Below are 16,406 nucleotides of genomic sequence, written 5' to 3'. Positions count from 1 at the left end.
TGAATCACCCCATCGTTTTAATTCGCGGATCGACTATGCCATACAAGAGATCGGCAATTAAATTACCGAGTACAAGCATGACCGATGAAATCATCGTAATTCCCATAATGACAGGGTAGTCAAGCGCGAATACCGCTGAAATGCCGAGCGAACCCATTCCCGGCCACGAAAATACCGACTCGGTAATGAAGGCGCCCGCGATAAGCTCTGGAAATGACATACCAAGAATCGTAATGACCGGAAGCAGCACATTTTTAAACACATGCCTTCTCAGTACTGAACCTCTGGTTGCCCCGTACGCGTACTGAATTTGTACATAATCCTCTTCGAGCTGACTAATCGTCTGCGAACGAACATACCGTACATACACGGATACGTTCATCAACATAAGCACCGTGCAAGGCAAAATGCCATGCTTCAATAAATCCCATACCGATTCCACGCCAATCGTCCGCATCCCCATACTCGGCAGCCAATTCAGCTTCAACGAGAACACATATATAAGCATAATCGCGAACCAGAAGCTCGGAATGGAAATCCCGATATAGGACACGAAATTTAACGAGCGATCAACGAAGCGATTTCTACGAGATGCCGCATACATACTTAATGGGACCGCAATAATGAGCGACAAAAAGAGAGCTGCCCCCATTAGGCCCACCGTTGCCGGAATACGCTCTAAAATAAGCGTTGATACCGGACGGTGGCTCGTTAAGGAGTAGCCCCAATCGCCTGACAATACATTTACAAGCCAATTCCAATATTGCACAACAATCGACTGATCTAAGCCTAAACTTTGACGAATACGCTCTACGTCCTCTGGACTCATATCGGGTGTTACAAATGATTTCACCGGATCGCCGGGAGCCATCTTGATAAGTCCAAATGATACGACCGAAATAAACCACAAAAGTGGTATCGCCTGTAGAACTCGTCGCAAGATGTATTTCTGCACAGGGATTTCCTCCAAATAGGCGCCGACCGCCGACCATTACATATCTCGTCGGCGCCCTTCATTGTGGATCACTAACTCCGTCTTATTGCTGCAAAAAGACTTTGGACAAGTCTTCAAACATGACGACTGGCTTGGCGATAGCCTCTTCCAAACCGCCGTAACGCTTATCAACTGCCACGATCGCTTTGCCATATGCGATTGGATAAATCGTCATTTCATTCGCGACCGTTTGCTGGATTTGCTTATACAGCTCACCGCGTTTAGCCGTATCCATTTCTACAGCCGCTTGATCCCACAGCGCATCGAATTGTGGATTTTTGTAATGCGAGTAGTTGTAAGCTGCATCGCTCAAATAGAGCGATTTGTAAGCGTCAGGCTCATGCCCCATAATGTAGCCGCCAAATGACAACTCATACGCCGTGTTGTTCATATCCAGCGACATGTTGCCGAACGCCGTTGAATCGAGCGCCATCAGCTCGACTTCAATGCCTACCTCTTTCAGCTTCTGCTGTACGTACAACGCCTGACTCGTCATCGGCTTATTCGTATTCACATAAGCAAGACGCAACTTCAAATTGCTTACGCCCGCTTGCGTCAGCAACTGCTTTGCCTTTTCCGCATTATAATCATACTTCTCTACATCCGTTGTATGATATTGCGTATCTGGCGTTAAGATCGAAGCAGCCGGCTCCGCAAATTCAGCCGAATTGTAGGCCGCTGTAATAATTTCATTACGATCCAGCGCATAAGCGATGGCTTGACGTACCTCTTTCTTTTTCATCACATCTGCGTTCAAGTTGAACGCCATATATAACAGGCGACCTTCTGGATACGTCACCATATTGAACTTGTTAGTACTATTAAGCTTGCTGTAATCAATCGCATCGATCATACGCATATTCAACTCGCCATTTTGCAAAGCCAAATTAGCAGCATTCGAATCCTTCGCAATACGGTATGTCACCGTATTCAGCTTCGCTTTGCCTGCAAAATAGTTGTCAAAGCGCTCCAACATCACGTATTCGCCTGGACGGTACTCTTTGAACTTAAACGCCCCAGAGCCAATCGGATGTGCGTTCTTCTTGCTTTTTTCCAAGTCCGCTTCCCCTTCAAAGACATGCTTCGGAATCGGAATTAATGAAGCTAGCATTCCTTCAAATGCAGCAGATTGCTGCGGGAGAACGAACTGAACCGTCAAGTCATCCACCTTCTTGACTGTAAGCGGCTTGCCTTGGTAGACGAAGGATGCGCGATCAGAGCTATGCTGCTTCTCATCTAGCACACTATTCATCGTAAACACGATGTCATCAGCCGTAATCGGCTTGCCATCATGCCACGTCAATCCCGTACGAAGCTTTAACGTGTATGTCAAATGATCAGCTGCTGCTGTAACACTTTCAGCCAATACAAACTGCTTCTTACCCTCTTTTACCGTATAAAGTGGAGCGAATAAGGACTGGTTAATCGTAAGCGTGATACGATCTCCTGCATACACAGGATTAAGTACACGAGGATCATCGGATACCGCAATGATCATATTGCCGCCGTCTGCTGCTTGACCTGCATTTCCTGACGGGGAAGTAGTAGAGTTAGGTGCTGGGGCATTATTACTGCCGCATGCTGACGTCACTAATACGAGCATCAGTGACAACAACGTGGTAATCCACAACCGTTTGCGCTTCATGATAGTTCCTCCTAGACGTTAAATGGCAGTTTATAGACATTCATACATCTAAGTATAACAAGCTTTCGTGGGAACTCAAGGATTTTATCCGAGTTTTTTTATAGGAATTTAATATTTTAGATAATAATAAATAAAATTCATTATTATCCAGTTTAAGCAAGTTAGATTCGCATCTTGACTAGAACTTTGATTTAGACCTCCATTTAGACTCTATTTAAACTCCATTTAACCTTCGCTACACACCTGTTCCTACGATTTGCACACATGCAAAAAAGCTGCGCCCCATTCGGACACAGCTTTTCTTATACAGGTTTACTGACCAATCAACAGCGCACGCGCTGGCGCGGCTTCGATACCTGTCAACTTGAGTGGAGCGATAACCATAAAGTATGTTCCTTGCTCCACTTCCTTCAAGCGCAAACCTTCAACGATAATGATATTATTTTTAAAAAGTGGACGGTGTGTCGTATAATCCGGCTGCGCACGCTCAATGCCGAGCCCATCCGTACCGACACCTTTTACACCAAGCTCGATTAAATACTGAGCTCCGTCGTCTTTCAAATACACGAACTCGAAGTCGAACTCTTCAGAAAGGGAGTTGCGAGTCTTAAACAACACCCAATCTCCCTTTTGCAAGCCAAATGGCTCCAAGTCCGCTTTGCTGATACCTTCTTGTACATGCGTCAAATCTAGCACACGCGCATGTCCAACAAGCTGGTCCAGACCGATTGTTTCAATCGTGTCGCCATCTTCTAACATGTGCAACGGTGCGTCTACGTGCGTGCCGCAGTGCACATCGATATCGATGCGCGACTCATACGCTTTCGCATTGGAGAAGTTCTGCACGTTATTAATGATCGGCTGCTTCTCTTCTTTATTCTTATATACTTGCATCCCTTGCTCAATCGTCATAGAGATATCATACAATTTAAACATCGTTTACTTGCCTCCTAGCTGCTAGTGCCAGTGAAATTATTTGGCCCAGACGACTTCACTTTCATCTTGTCCGTTAACCGGCCACCAATGGAATCCATCCTGCTCCAGCAACTCATCTGCCTGCTTAGGCCCCCATGAGCCAGCTGGGTACAGTTGCAAATCTTTATCCGATTCACCCCATACCTCGGCAATGAGGTCAACGAATGACCATGCCGACGCAACTTCATCCCAACGCGTAAAGTATGTAGAATCGCCACGCGCTGCATCAAAGATAAGACGCTCATACGCTTCCGGTGTATTAATGCCCACCATATTGCTTTGGCAGAAGTCCATCGCCAATGGCTGAATGCCGCCTTCGGAACCTGGCTTCTTCCCGTTGATACGGACGTAAATGCCTTCCATCGGATTCACGCGAATAACGAGCAAATTCGGCTCCAAGTTATGCTTCTGCCCAAGATACACGTTCGTTGGCATGCTCTTGAACTCAACGACGACTTCTGTCGTTTTAACCGGAAGACGCTTTCCTGTACGAATGTAGAAAGGAACGCCTGCCCAACGGAAATTGTCGACGAATACACGTGCGCCGAAGTACGTCTCCGTTACGGATGCAGGATTTACTTTTTCCTCTTCCCTATAACCCGGCAAAGATTTACCATTTAACACACCTGCGGAATACTGTCCACGTACAACGTTACGATGTACTTCGTCCATACTGCGGTATTGACGCAAAGAACGTAGTACCTTTACCTTCTCATCGCGAATATCTTCCGGATGCAGACGGCTTGGTGGCTCCATCGCTATCATCGTGAGCATTTGCAGCATATGGTTCTGTGCCATATCGCGCAACGCACCCGCTTGATCATAATATCCGCCACGTTCCTCAACACCAACCGTCTCGGCAAGCGAGATTTGGATATTTGCAATATGCTTGTTGTTCCAGAGCGGCTCAAAGAAAGCATTCGCAAAGCGAAGAACTTCAATATTTTGAACCATCTCTTTACCTAGATAATGGTCAATACGATAAATCTCTTCTTCCTTAAATACACCGCTTAATTCATGATTAAGCTTTTGTGCGGATGGCAAATCGTAGCCAAAAGGCTTCTCAATGACAAGTCGATGCCAACCTGTGCCGTCCAACAACCCGCCATCACGCAAATTGTAGGACACACTGCCAAACAAATCAGGTGCTAAAGCTAAATAGAACAAGCGATTGCCTGGAATTCCGAACTCGCGCTCAATATGCTCTGTTTGTTCCTTGAGCTCGCGGAATCCGTCAACATTGTTAATATCTAACGGCTTGTATTCAAAATGCTTAGCAAAACTGCCCCAATCTTCGTCCTTTTGCACGTCATAACGGCAAAATTCGTCAATAGATGCGCGAACGTCCTCACGGAACTGTTCTTGCGTACGCGGGCGGCGAGCAAGCCCGATTACAGCAAAACGCTCCCCTAATTTGCCTTCACGGTACAAACTGTAAATGGCAGGGAACAATTTACGACGAGCCAAATCTCCTGTAGCACCAAAAATGAAAAATACGGCGCCATCAGCTAATACTGATTCATGGTTATGCATCACAGTCATCTCTCTCCATCATCCTAACACTCGTTAATAGGCATGTTGTAGTACATTTCGAATGTGATGCCATTTTAGCATATAAGTTAGAAGGAAGCTATTCTTTAACTAGAAAATTAGTGTCAAAATTCGCCAGCAATAAGTGGAGTTCCAAAGGAAACCCGTGTTTCTCCTGCTTCTTGATCTTCATGCACAGCAACTTGAAGATTAGCATTGCTGTTATTCATTTGAACACCTTGCCCCATGTAATCGCTCTCATAGGAAACACTAATCGTCCGCTTATCTGAATAACGATCCAACGGTTTTACGACTCCCCATTCATGCAACGCTTTCTCCGCAATAGCAAAACTTTCAACAGCATTCGACTTACTAATCGTCTGAACAGTTGCACTCCACTCTGGAAAATACGGATACGAAGACATCGCCTGCAACAGTCGTTCTCCCTCCACAGCAGATTCCGAAACGCCACCTTTAGCTTGTCCACTTAACTTAATCGTATAATAAATACGTGCCTCGCCATCTTGATATAACAATATATCGCCCTTCCAAGCCGAAGTAACATACTGTCCGCGGTATACTTGTCTCCCCCGCTCCATACGAGGAGTCAGTCGCTCACGAATACCTACCACCTGCTTCCAATTTGCAATCGAGACTGCCTCATCAACTTCCGCTTTAAAGCTCCCATGAATCATAATGGATGAACGCAAATGGTGTTGTCCGCTTAATTCAGCCAATACCGAAAGCATCTTCACCCGCTTCACGATGTCCAATTGAAGCTCCTTCCGCTCATGATTCCTAGTTTGCTGCGAGCTGCCCACTTCGTTTAATACTGCAACCGAAGCGCCGCACAACGCAAGCCCAATTAGTCCAGCAATCGCCGCCGTCTTACTACGAAACATGACGTGCTTGGTCATCATCATTTCCTCCGTAATTTGGGCTACCCCCGGCATTCCCCTCTAGGTTCAAGTCTATACACCTTCACCTATTGCTGAATAGACTGTGCTATCCAGTACTCGATTGCAAAGGAGGTCTATACCCATGATTCCCGTTCCTATAGATGAACGAGTCATTTACAGTTTACGCGGTAGATTCGTTTGTGCTGTTATGAAAGACGGAAGAAGGTATACCGGTCAACTCAGAGCACTTGAAAATGGAAAAATGATCTTATACACCAATGACTTCCCCTACGAGAGTCATGTAGAGCAAGGGCAACCTTTGTCTCAATTCTCTGAACAAGAGGATACATCAAAGTCTGTTAGTCCAGAGAAGAAACGAACGAAAAAGAAAAAGGCAGCTCCAGCATCTCGAACCAAAAATTTAAAAACAAAAGCCCCCACTGGAAGACAGCAAACTCCTGCAAAAACTGGCCCGCATATCGGCGCACTTTCCGGACAATTGCTAGGGCAATACTATTCAGAGCCTCTAAACACTTCACCTTACCCTAGTTCGGATAATTATCATCACTACAATCAAGCATCTTACGATCTGCCACCATTCAACGTCAATCGTTTTGGCACAACCATAGCCTTGGATATAGGATTTGTTTCTCTACTGTTTCTGCTTTCCGAGTAACTAATCCTGCTCATCACTATGCAAATATACAAAAACACCCGACTATCTCCTCCATACGAGATAGTCGGGTGCAGCCTATGGACTTTTCACTTTACTGTTTATGATTGGCTCGTTTGCTTGATCTTACTTGATCTTACTTGATCTGACTTGATCTGACCTGAGCTAACTGTTATTCAGCCAGCCCATTTTTATAAGCATAAATCGCCGCCTGTGTGCGGTCCTCTACACTTAGTTTAGCCAGAATATTCGTCACGTGGAATTTTACCGTCTTAATTCCAATAAACAAATCGTCAGCAATATCCTGATTGGACTTGCCTTGAGCTAATAGACGCAGCACGTCCATCTCCCGTTCCGTTAATTGCTCATGCGCCGCTTGTGCAGGCTTAGGCTGGCGGAAACGATCCATCATCTTAGAGGCTACCCGCGATTCAAGCACGGATTGCCCTCGAGCAGCTGCACGAATCGCCTCTGCTATTTCTGTCGCACGAGACGTTTTAAGCAAATAGCTGAATGCCCCCGCTTCAATAACCGGATACATTTTCTCATCATCCAGATAACTTGTTAATACGATTACCTTACAGTCAGGATACAGCTGCAACAGCTTACTCGTCGTCTCGATCCCGTCCATACCCTCCATCACAAGGTCCATCAACACAACGTCAGGTTTATATTCTTGAGCGAGGCGAATACCGTCTACACCGTTGCTCGCTTCGCCAACGACTTCAATACCATCCTCTGTATTCAGCACTGCGGCCAGCCCAATACGTACCATTTCATGGTCATCGACTAGTAGTACTTTAATTGGCATTTCCAACGACTCCAAGTCCATGTCCGTCTCCATCGCTGCCATCGTCCTCCCTCCATCCACTTTCTTCTCTTACAACAGGAACACGAATCTCAATTCGTGTCCCCTTATTAAGCGCCGTCACGAACTGAATAGAGCCGCCTACTTCCTGCACGCGCTCCTGCATCGTGCGCAGACCATAACTAGCTTGCTTTTTATCGTTCCAATCAAACCCGATGCCATTGTCACGCAAGAGCAAGCGCACATAATCATCACGATTTTGCAGCTTAATTTCCATTCTTGCTGCCTTCGAATGACGAAGCGTATTCGATAGCGCTTCTTGTACAATCCGGAACAAATGATTTTCAATCCCTTTGTTCAATTCGATATGCTCATCCATCTCACACTGGATTTCGATCGGCACTTTAGACTCTAGCTCGTGAATAAGCTCGCTAAGCCCTTGTACCAAGCCTTTCCCTTCCAGATGAACAGGACGTAAATGAAGCAACAAGGCGCGCATTTCCGATTGCGCAACCGATGCCATTTCCTCAATAAGCTCCACTTGCCGCTCCGCACGGTCAAAATCTTTCACTAGCGTTCGTTTCACGGCTGTCGCCGTCATCGAAATCGCAAATAACTGCTGACTCACCGCATCATGTAGCTCCCGCGCCAAGCGCTGCCGCTCTTCAATAATCGCCGTCACCCTAGCCTGTTGCGCTAATTGAGCATTGTTCGTAGACAAGCGTTGTAGCGATGTCACTTGCTCTTCCCAACGCTTACTGACACGCCCCAACTGCTCGGCCAGCTCACCTAGCTCATCATATCCTAAGTCAGGCATCGGACGGGACAAGTTGCCCTTCTCTAAGAGCAGCATCGATTCGCGCAGCAGCTCAATTCTCCGCTTAATGCGATAACCTTGATAAAAACCGAAGATGGAAGCCGTAAGCGCCACAATACACAGCGCTGACAATGTTGCCGTTACACCTGCTGTCCATGATTCGAATGGCTTCACATATCCATAGGACTGCATGAGATAAATGACCACAAAAAACATCACGAACGAAAGCAGTATCGCTTCGCCCATAAATCGAATGAGCATATTAGCACTTTTCTTCGTTTCCATTCGCGGTCCCTCATCTCCTTCAATAAATAATCAACTTAGTGCAGGCGAATATCAATATCGCCCAAAATATATGAAATACGCAACTTTACTCGTTGCTCTGAACAGTCATAATTCGGCGAATGCCACGTCCACTTATTATAAAATCCTGTTTCCTTATCACGCAGCATATCAATACTGCCTAGCAACACCGTTGCTTCAATTTCAACGCCAACATCGTCAGGTATCGTAATATTCATATCTCCAATAATGCCTTGGAACAACAAAGTCGTTTCTTTCTCTTCAAAAATAGCCAGCGACAGGTCAATATTGCTTTCCCCAAAAAAATGCCACATGCTCATGCTCCGCAACACGTAAGGCTCCCGATCCCATTTCAAAGTCGTACTTAAATTTTGCCTTTTTTCTACCCGTTCATGGAATCGTACTTTTCTGGATCGCATATAGAAAATGCCCAAAGATATAAGCACAATGCCGATAATTAGCGGTAAATGCATGATCATTAGCAACGCTCCGCCGATACCGACTAAGATATAACCAGTTCGAATTTCTTCCGCACGAATTTTACGCACACCAAAAAAGAGGAAGACGAGGGCGAGAAACGTCTCAAAAGCAAGCCATTTGCCGATTAAAATAAGTAATCCGACAATTATAAGTACATACGCCAGTATTCGGTTGTTTGACTTCAAAGGCCGCACCTCCCTCGCAAAATTCAATTAAAGGCACTAAAGGCGATGCATGTGCATCGCCGTAGTGCTCCTTTGATAGCATATCATAACCTGTCGCTAGTCCCAAGAGTTATTGTTTTTTTTCTAGTTTCGCTTTCAGAGCAGCTAATTGCTCATCCACTTTCAATTCCTTTTCAACATCAACAGGAGCCTTGTAAGCAGAATTGTAGCCACCATTCGGTACACGCATGACATCAGCTTCTGCTTCTAATTGCATAATCTTCTCTTCCATGCGATGGAACCCACGCGTCGCACTGCCACCTTCAATCGTGTTCAACGAGCTAATCGTGGACATTTGCTTACGAGCTTTCGCCATTTGAGCACGTGCTGCCAACTCGTTACGCTTGTTGCGCAGTTTGTAGAACTCATCTTTCATCATATGCAGCTGTTGCATAAGCTCATCTGCTTGATTTTTTGCTTGCACATGCAAGTCACCAAATTCCGTTACCTTTTGGTCATAGTACAACTTCTCTTCCAACAACTTGCGCGCCACTTCTTCTTGACCCGTTGTCAATGCACGTTCTGCTTGCGCTTCACGCTCTGTTACGATGCGAATCGCTTCATCAAAGCGTTGCTTGATACGACGCTCGTTCGCCATTTGCTTCGCAACGGTTACCTCTGCCTCATGAATCTCTTGCTCCATATCACGCAAGTATTGATTCAGCATAACAACCGGATCTTCCACCTTATCCAACAACTCATGTACCGATGCCTTTGTCATATCTTTAATACGTTTAAATACTCCCATTTTACTTATCCCCCTTCTCATATTTAGCCACTTTGTCGCGTAATTCTTGCAGTTCTTTCAACAATGCCTTCTTCTCGATATCTTCCATCATAGAGTCAATCGTGGACTCGTTAGCCTGACCGTATTGATTGTTCGATCCGCCATAAGTCGATTTGTATTGACCGCCATATTGGCCACCATACTGACCACCGTATTGACCGTTCGCTTGCTTCGGTCCACCGTAGTTTGGTGCCGCGTTATACCCAGCGCCGTACCCTTGATTGAAATTGCCGTTAGCGCCATTAGCGCCGTTATAATCATGGCGATTGGATTGGTATCCTCCGCCATATTGACCTTGCTGATTGTACGGATCATGCTGCGGGCCATATCCACCACCGAAACTAGCTCCACCATTTGAATGGTACGGATTTTTAGGAACAACCATCGCTACAACGAGGTAAACGACCAACAACGTAAATCCTGATAAAAATACTCCGATGACGAACAACACTCTCAACAGCGTCGTATCAATGTTTAACCATTCGGAGATGCCGCCTATTAGGCCACAGCACTTTCGGTCACGAACGGAACGATAGAGCTTCTTATTCATTATTATGCAACTCCTTAGCGTTCATCTTCTGCTTCAAACGCTCCATTTCACGTTGTAGCGTTGCTTCACGTTCTACATTACCTTGGTAAGCACCGCCAAATTGTCCACGACGAACGTCACCCAAGCTTTGCGTTTCCCACTCCATATCAGATACTTTGTCTTCCAAGCGGCGGAACATGCCGTCCGTTTGTCCAACTCCATACTGACCAAAACGCTTATTCATTTGTTGCTGCAAGCGAATCGTTTGTACACGAGCAATGTAATATTGTCGTTTATCATACACAGACTGGTACTCGCTCTTCAACGAATTAAGCTGTTCTTCCAAATCGAGAATGGCCTGCTTGCTCTTCTCGTACAAATCACGGTACTGATCAGCCTTCTCCTCATGCATAATCTTCTCTTGCAGCGCCAACTTAGCGGCAAACTCCTCGTTTGCTTTTAAAGCTAGCAGCGCTTGCTGCTCGCGACGGTCACGCATTTCCTCTGCTTGGTTCATTTGATGCCTTAGTTGATTAGCGTGGGCCACGTACTGATGGTACAACCGTTCCGCTTCTGAAATATCTTGCCGAGTACGCATTAAGAACTGGTCAATCAAGCGTACCGGATCTTCTGATTTCTCAAGATGCTCATTTAATGTTGCCAAAGTGATGTCACGAACTCTTCGAAAAATATTGCTCATGCCGTATTTGCCCCTCCTTGACTCGTCTATGTGTAACCTCTACCCAACCTTAGTAAGATTGATGGTTCCGATTTCCCTTTAATATCGAGAAACCGTATATAATCATTCCAATTGCGATAAGTATGACAATGAGCCAAGAGAACTTACTCAACAAACTGATACCACCAATAATGATGAACATCCATCCGAAAAATTTGTTGCCTGCTCTTACTCCGTAGTAACCAAGTGCGACAAGCAATATTGGGAGCAAGTAGCTAAACCAGTCACCCGCAAAGATTCCAATCTTGCTAAGCAAAATGAAAGCGCCTAGACCAATCAGTACAATCGCTAACGAGTTGCCCTTCCGCCGTTCCATCCGTCCCTCACCACCTTTCTTCGTATTCTTGCTTATGTCTTTATTTTAGGTGGAATTGAAACGAACCAAAACAGGCTGAGGACGGTATTTGTACCTAGACCGAAGTCGGGGAACATCACAGACCACAGAAATAAGATCCGCACCCTACATCTTGAAACGATGCTCATCAGCATACATATACATAAATGTACCGAATATTCATTCTCTTACATATGAAAGGAGCGATGCCATGGAGACCATCTACTGGGGGTTATTTACGTTCGGTCTCTTATACGCCATTGTCGTTGTCATCTTCGGGGAAATAGTTAGTCATTTCCTTGACGGCCTTTCAGGTCAGCACCACTCATTTTTTAACCCTAGTGTAATGGTTAGCGGATTAACGACGCTCGGTGCTTCAGGCATTGTGCTAACCCAGAGCACACAATGGCACGCTTGGAGCATTTTCGTCATTTCCTTAAGCTGTGCCATCCTCATTTCGGTCTGTACCTATTTTGTCTACGTTCGTTCTATGCGTAACAATGAAAACTCCGTTGCTTTCTCCATACAAGATTTGACGGGTAAAATGGGCGAAGTCATCGTCCCGATCCCCCCATCAGGCTATGGTGAAGTTATGATTCGCATCGGGGCAGGTGTAACAAATCAAATCGCCTCATCCTTTGATAACACGTTTATTCCTTCTGGGGCTACAATTGTCGTCATTGAAGTCGATGACCATACCCTACATGTTTCACATTTTGATGAGTTAAGCGCATTCAGTCGTTCTGCTACGTTCAGTCATTCTCCTAATAAATCAGAATAACTAACATTTTTCCCTTCTCTGTTCAGTATTCATAATCATCATTTAACGACTCCTATTTCCAAACCATCCAAAGAGGAGCTGTATACGAACATGCTGATGAACGAATTTCTTTCTATCCCGCTAATTACGGTGGGGGTCATTGTCATTCTGGGTCTTGCTTTTTGGGCACGCTACAAGACGGTCAGCCCTGATGAAGCGATGATTGTAACAGGAAGCTATCTTGGCAGCAAAAATGTTAACACCGACGAGTCAGGACGCAGCATGAAAATTGTACGTGGCGGCGGGGCATTTATTTTACCTATTTTTCAACAGGTCCAATTTCTATCGTTGCTGTCCCATAAGCTAGATGTGACAACACCTGAAGTATATACCGAGCAAGGTGTTCCCGTCATGACAGACGCCGTCGCTATCATTAAAATTGGCGGCTCTGTAGAAGACGTAGCTACCGCAGCCGAGCAATTTCTCGGTAAACCAACTGACGGGCTTAAGAGCGAAGCTCAGGAAGTACTGGAGGGCCATTTGCGAGCCATCCTAGGTTCAATGACGGTTGAGGAAGTGTACCGCAACCGTGATCGCTTTGCGCAGGAGGTTCAAAGCGTCGCGGCCAGAGATTTAAAAAAGATGGGCTTGCAAATCGTCTCCTTCACCATTAAAGACGTACGTGATAAGCACGGCTATTTAGAAGCACTCGGTAAACCGCGAATTGCAGCTGTTAAACGAGACGCCGACGTGGCGGAAGCAGAGGCAGTCCGCGATGCCCGTATCCAAAAGGCACGGGCAGAAGAGGAAGGTATGAAGGCCGAATTGTTGCGCGATACGAACATCGCCGAAGCGGCCAAAGAAAAGGAGCTCAAAATCGCATCCTTTAAAAAAGATCAGGATTTGGCACGGGCGGAAGCGGATCAAGCTTACCACATACAGGAGGCACGCTCTAAGCAAAGTGTTGTTGAAGAGCAAATGCGTGTCGAGCTCGTACGCAAAGAACGCGAGATAGACTTAGAGACCAAAGAAATATTGCGCCGTGAGAAGCAATATGATGCAGAAGTGAAAAAGAAGGCTGACGCAGAGCGCTACGCCGTCGTGCAAGCCGCTGAAGCAGACAAGGCTCGTAGAGTACTTGAAGCCGACGCCCTGCAATACAGCATTGAAGCTGAAGCTAAGGCCCAGGCAGAGCAGAAGCGTCTTGAGGGCATGGCATTGGCAGATGCCGAACGAGCACGGGGTACGGCTGCAGCTGAAGTTATTCGCTTGCGCGGCCTAGCCGAAGCAGAAGCTAAGCAAAAATTAGCTGAAGCGTTCGAGAAATTCGGCGAAGCCGCCATCCTCGACATCGTTGTGAAGATGCTGCCAGAACTAGCAGCTAAAGTAGCCGAGCCGTTTAGCGCAATAGATAAACTTACCGTAGTCGATACAGGCAACGGCGACGGTGCTGCACGAGTAAGCAACTATGTAACCAAGCTGATGGCTACTGCGCCGCAAATGTTAAAGGACGTATCCGGTTTGGACTTCGACAAATTAGTTAAGCGATTCACAGAAGGTCCCGTAGGTGCAGCAACGGCACCGCTTGAAGTGGCAAGCACTGTGCAGGAAAAGTCACCGAACCTTACAACAACCAATCAAGCGACCGGTGACTAAACTCTCACTTGCATGCCTTACAGAGCTAGTAGCGTCCAACACAACTAACGCTTACGATTGGTAAAAAGAACACCGTCATCTCTAGCTAAGAAAGCTAGCGGATTTATGAAAGCCAATATGAAGGAGGCCCAGATATTTAAGCTGGGCCCCCCTCATATCCATAATATCAGCTTAAAAGATCATCTTCACAACTCACCAATCACTCACCCATGTCTCAAACTGCAATGCAATTTATGAGCAGGGAATATTCAGCATCAAGGAACGATGTTCTATGTTTTGCAGCATGCAAAAACACCTGAGGTCATGACCTCAGGTGTCTACATAATAAATATGGTACCGGCGAGAGGACTCGAACCTCCACGGTTTCCCTCACGATTTTGAGTCGCGCGCGTCTGCCATTCCGCCACGCCGGCAAATAAAACTTATATGGCGCGCCCTAAGAGATTCGAACTCCTGACCTTTTGATTCGTAGTCAAACGCTCTATCCAGCTGAGCTAAGGGCGCTCAACGAAAAAAAATAAAAAATATTGGAGGCGCCACCCAGATTTGAACTGGGGCATAAAGCTTTTGCAGAGCTTTGCCTTACCACTTGGCTATGGCGCCATCTGGAGCGGACAACGGGATTCGAACCCGCGACCCTCGCCTTGGCAAGGCGATACTCTACCACTGAGCTATGTCCGCATATGGCTGGGGATATAGGATTTGAACCTATGCATGACGGAGTCAAAGTCCGTTGCCTTACCGCTTGGCTAATCCCCAAGAGTGATATGGGGCGACCGAGGGGAATTGAACCCCCGAATGTCGGATCCACAAACCGATGCGTTAACCACTTCGCCACGACCGCCATATCATATTCAACTATCCTCTTGGCAGGGGCAGCAGGAATTGAACCCACACCAACGGTTTTGGAGACCGTTGTTCTACCTTTAAACTATGCCCCTATAATAATGGTGGAGGATGATGGATTCGAACCACCGAACCCGTAAGGGAGCAGATTTACAGTCTGATGCGTTTGGCCACTTCGCTAATCCTCCACGATGGTGCCGGCGAGAGGACTTGAACCCCCGACCTACTGATTACAAGTCAGCCGCTCTACCAACTGAGCTACACCGGCATCTAGCCATTATATGGTGGCTCGGGACGGAATCGAACCGCCGACACGAGGATTTTCAGTCCTCTGCTCTACCGACTGAGCTACCGAGCCTTACTTATAAAATTACTTTAATTAAATGGCGGAGCTGACGGGATTCGAACCCGCGGTCTCCTGCGTGACAGGCAGGCATGTTAGGCCTCTACACCACAGCTCCACGATTTATTTGGTTGCGGGGGCAGGATTTGAACCTACGACCTTCGGGTTATGAGCCCGACGAGCTACCGAACTGCTCCACCCCGCGATATTATGGTGGACGCTGACGGGATCGAACCGCCGACCCTCTGCTTGTAAGGCAGATGCTCTCCCAGCTGAGCTAAGCGTCCATTTTCTTGACCACTCTTATATCTTATCAGATACTCACTCTTATTTCAACCCTCAATTTTTACCAGTTGTTTAAGTGATGAGTGGTGACCCGTAGGGGATTCGAACCCCTGTTACCTCCGTGAAAGGGAGGTGTCTTAACCCCTTGACCAACGGGCCACATCTGGCGGAGAGAGGGGGATTCGAACCCCCGAGACGCTTGTGACGCCTACACGATTTCCAATCGTGCTCCTTCGACCAACTCGGACATCTCTCCATAATGGCTCCCCGAACAGGACTCGAACCTGTGACAACTCGATTAACAGTCGAGTGCTCTACCAACTGAGCTATCAGGGAATATTATTTACTTTATTCAAGACTTGCGCCCTGAAAACTGATCGTGAAAGGTAAATCGTTATTTCGAATCATCTTGCTTATTTAGGATAAGCCCTCGACCTATTAGTATTCGTCAGCTCCATACATTACTGTACTTCCACCCCGAACCTATCAACCTCGTCGTCTTCAAGGGGTCTTACCAAAAGTGGGAAATCTCATCTTGAGGGGGGCTTCACGCTTAGATGCTTTCAGCGCTTATCCCTTCCATACTTGGCTACCCAGCGATGCTCTTGGCAGAACAACTGGTACACCAGCGGTATGTCCATCCCGGTCCTCTCGTACTAAGGACAGCTCCTCTCAAATTTCCTACGCCCGCGACAGATAGGGACCGAACTGTCTCACGACGTTCTGAACCCAGCTCGCGTACCGCTTTAATGGGCGAACAGCCCAACCCTTGGGACCTA

15 protein-coding genes, 16 tRNA genes and 1 rRNA gene (1 of these 32 only partly in view) are annotated in these 16,406 nt (G+C 46.6%); 3 read left to right on the top strand and 29 right to left on the bottom strand.

What is annotated here, in order from left to right; translation table 11 throughout:
* Positions 1-4: 4 nt before the first annotated feature.
* The 5 genes from KIK04_RS13905 to KIK04_RS13885 all read right to left on the bottom strand — a co-directional run bounded on the left by KIK04_RS13905 (position 5) and on the right by KIK04_RS13885 (position 6,097).
* Entirely contained in the window at positions 5-955 is a 951-nt protein-coding gene (locus tag KIK04_RS13905) for an ABC transporter permease (protein ID WP_232274253.1), read from the bottom strand.
* Positions 956-1,037: 82 nt separating this feature from the next.
* Positions 1,038-2,639 (bottom strand): ABC transporter substrate-binding protein, encoded by a 1,602-nt coding sequence (locus KIK04_RS13900; RefSeq protein ID WP_232274252.1) that lies wholly within the window; start codon positions 2,637-2,639, stop codon positions 1,038-1,040.
* 312 nt (positions 2,640-2,951) lie between these two features.
* Positions 2,952-3,575, bottom strand: a complete 624-nt coding sequence (locus tag KIK04_RS13895; protein WP_232274251.1) for a cyclase family protein — start codon at positions 3,573-3,575, stop codon at positions 2,952-2,954.
* 36 nt (positions 3,576-3,611) lie between these two features.
* On the bottom strand, positions 3,612-5,156 hold the full coding sequence (gene zwf / locus KIK04_RS13890) for a glucose-6-phosphate dehydrogenase (protein WP_232274250.1): 1,545 nt from the start codon (positions 5,154-5,156) through the stop codon (positions 3,612-3,614).
* Positions 5,157-5,269: 113 nt separating this feature from the next.
* Positions 5,270-6,097: a YwmB family TATA-box binding protein gene (locus KIK04_RS13885; RefSeq protein WP_232274249.1), complete on the bottom strand. Its 828-nt coding sequence runs from the start codon at positions 6,095-6,097 to the stop codon at positions 5,270-5,272.
* 88 nt (positions 6,098-6,185) lie between these two features.
* On the opposite strand from KIK04_RS13885, the gene KIK04_RS13880 reads away from it, so the two are divergent.
* Positions 6,186-6,719: a hypothetical protein gene (locus KIK04_RS13880; protein WP_232274248.1), complete on the top strand. Its 534-nt coding sequence runs from the start codon at positions 6,186-6,188 to the stop codon at positions 6,717-6,719.
* Between the two features lie 169 nt (positions 6,720-6,888).
* Here the strand turns inward: KIK04_RS13880 and KIK04_RS13875 are convergent, their stop codons facing one another.
* The 7 genes from KIK04_RS13875 to KIK04_RS13845 all read right to left on the bottom strand — a co-directional run bounded on the left by KIK04_RS13875 (position 6,889) and on the right by KIK04_RS13845 (position 11,719).
* Positions 6,889-7,560 carry a response regulator transcription factor gene (locus tag KIK04_RS13875; RefSeq protein WP_269671030.1) on the bottom strand — a complete coding sequence of 224 codons (672 nt, stop codon included), beginning with the start codon at positions 7,558-7,560 and terminating at the stop codon, positions 6,889-6,891.
* Positions 7,517-8,626 (bottom strand): HAMP domain-containing sensor histidine kinase, encoded by a 1,110-nt coding sequence (locus KIK04_RS13870; protein WP_232274247.1) that lies wholly within the window; start codon positions 8,624-8,626, stop codon positions 7,517-7,519. Before KIK04_RS13870 ends, KIK04_RS13875 begins: the two co-directional genes overlap by 44 nt.
* A 35-nt stretch (positions 8,627-8,661) precedes the next feature.
* Entirely contained in the window at positions 8,662-9,318 is a 657-nt protein-coding gene (gene liaF / locus KIK04_RS13865) for a cell wall-active antibiotics response protein LiaF (RefSeq protein WP_232278731.1), read from the bottom strand.
* 100 nt (positions 9,319-9,418) lie between these two features.
* Positions 9,419-10,096: a PspA/IM30 family protein gene (locus KIK04_RS13860; protein ID WP_232274246.1), complete on the bottom strand. Its 678-nt coding sequence runs from the start codon at positions 10,094-10,096 to the stop codon at positions 9,419-9,421.
* Between the two features lies 1 nt (position 10,097).
* The gene (locus KIK04_RS13855) at positions 10,098-10,685 is read right to left on the bottom strand and encodes a PspC domain-containing protein (protein WP_232274245.1); all 588 of its coding nucleotides are present in this window, start codon (positions 10,683-10,685) and stop codon (positions 10,098-10,100) included.
* The gene (locus KIK04_RS13850) at positions 10,678-11,364 is read right to left on the bottom strand and encodes a PspA/IM30 family protein (RefSeq protein WP_232274244.1); all 687 of its coding nucleotides are present in this window, start codon (positions 11,362-11,364) and stop codon (positions 10,678-10,680) included. The genes KIK04_RS13855 and KIK04_RS13850 overlap by 8 nt, the downstream gene beginning before the upstream one ends.
* Before the next feature lie 49 nt (positions 11,365-11,413).
* Entirely contained in the window at positions 11,414-11,719 is a 306-nt protein-coding gene (locus KIK04_RS13845; protein WP_232274243.1) for a LiaF transmembrane domain-containing protein, read from the bottom strand.
* A gap of 229 nt (positions 11,720-11,948) precedes the next feature.
* Between KIK04_RS13845 and KIK04_RS13840 the strand changes: the two genes are divergently transcribed.
* Positions 11,949-12,518 (top strand): NfeD family protein, encoded by a 570-nt coding sequence (locus KIK04_RS13840; protein WP_232274242.1) that lies wholly within the window; start codon positions 11,949-11,951, stop codon positions 12,516-12,518.
* A gap of 96 nt (positions 12,519-12,614) precedes the next feature.
* Positions 12,615-14,153, top strand: a complete 1,539-nt coding sequence (locus tag KIK04_RS13835; protein WP_442951172.1) for a flotillin lipid rafts scaffold protein FloT — start codon at positions 12,615-12,617, stop codon at positions 14,151-14,153.
* A 331-nt stretch (positions 14,154-14,484) separates the two neighbouring features.
* Here the strand turns inward: KIK04_RS13835 and KIK04_RS13830 are convergent.
* The 17 genes from KIK04_RS13830 to KIK04_RS13750 form a co-directional block, all read right to left on the bottom strand.
* Positions 14,485-14,566: transfer RNA gene (locus tag KIK04_RS13830), tRNA-Leu, on the bottom strand.
* Positions 14,567-14,580: 14 nt separating this feature from the next.
* Positions 14,581-14,657, bottom strand: a tRNA-Arg gene (locus KIK04_RS13825).
* A 24-nt stretch (positions 14,658-14,681) separates the two neighbouring features.
* Positions 14,682-14,756, bottom strand: a tRNA-Cys gene (locus KIK04_RS13820).
* A 3-nt stretch (positions 14,757-14,759) separates the two neighbouring features.
* A tRNA-Gly gene (locus tag KIK04_RS13815) sits at positions 14,760-14,834 on the bottom strand.
* A gap of 3 nt (positions 14,835-14,837) precedes the next feature.
* Positions 14,838-14,912: transfer RNA gene (locus tag KIK04_RS13810), tRNA-Gln, on the bottom strand.
* Between the two features lie 9 nt (positions 14,913-14,921).
* Positions 14,922-14,997 (bottom strand) — tRNA-His (locus KIK04_RS13805).
* A gap of 23 nt (positions 14,998-15,020) precedes the next feature.
* A tRNA-Trp gene (locus KIK04_RS13800) sits at positions 15,021-15,094 on the bottom strand.
* 7 nt (positions 15,095-15,101) lie between these two features.
* A tRNA-Tyr gene (locus KIK04_RS13795) sits at positions 15,102-15,187 on the bottom strand.
* 4 nt (positions 15,188-15,191) lie between these two features.
* A tRNA-Thr gene (locus KIK04_RS13790) sits at positions 15,192-15,267 on the bottom strand.
* A 14-nt stretch (positions 15,268-15,281) separates the two neighbouring features.
* Positions 15,282-15,357, bottom strand: a tRNA-Phe gene (locus KIK04_RS13785).
* Between the two features lie 26 nt (positions 15,358-15,383).
* A tRNA-Asp gene (locus KIK04_RS13780) sits at positions 15,384-15,460 on the bottom strand.
* Between the two features lie 10 nt (positions 15,461-15,470).
* Positions 15,471-15,547, bottom strand: a tRNA-Met gene (locus KIK04_RS13775).
* 6 nt (positions 15,548-15,553) lie between these two features.
* Positions 15,554-15,629 (bottom strand) — tRNA-Val (locus tag KIK04_RS13770).
* A gap of 82 nt (positions 15,630-15,711) precedes the next feature.
* A tRNA-Glu gene (locus tag KIK04_RS13765) sits at positions 15,712-15,786 on the bottom strand.
* A 5-nt stretch (positions 15,787-15,791) separates the two neighbouring features.
* Positions 15,792-15,883 (bottom strand) — tRNA-Ser (locus KIK04_RS13760).
* A gap of 4 nt (positions 15,884-15,887) precedes the next feature.
* A tRNA-Asn gene (locus KIK04_RS13755) sits at positions 15,888-15,963 on the bottom strand.
* Between the two features lie 82 nt (positions 15,964-16,045).
* Positions 16,046-16,406, bottom strand: a 23S ribosomal RNA gene (locus tag KIK04_RS13750); it runs 2,573 nt beyond the window's last position.

It is taken from the genome of Paenibacillus sp. 481, from assembly GCF_021223605.1.
Lineage (GTDB): Bacteria > Bacillota > Bacilli > Paenibacillales > Paenibacillaceae > Paenibacillus_B.
Note: the sequence above shows the minus strand (reverse complement) of the source record. Positions and strands in the feature narration are given on the sequence as shown.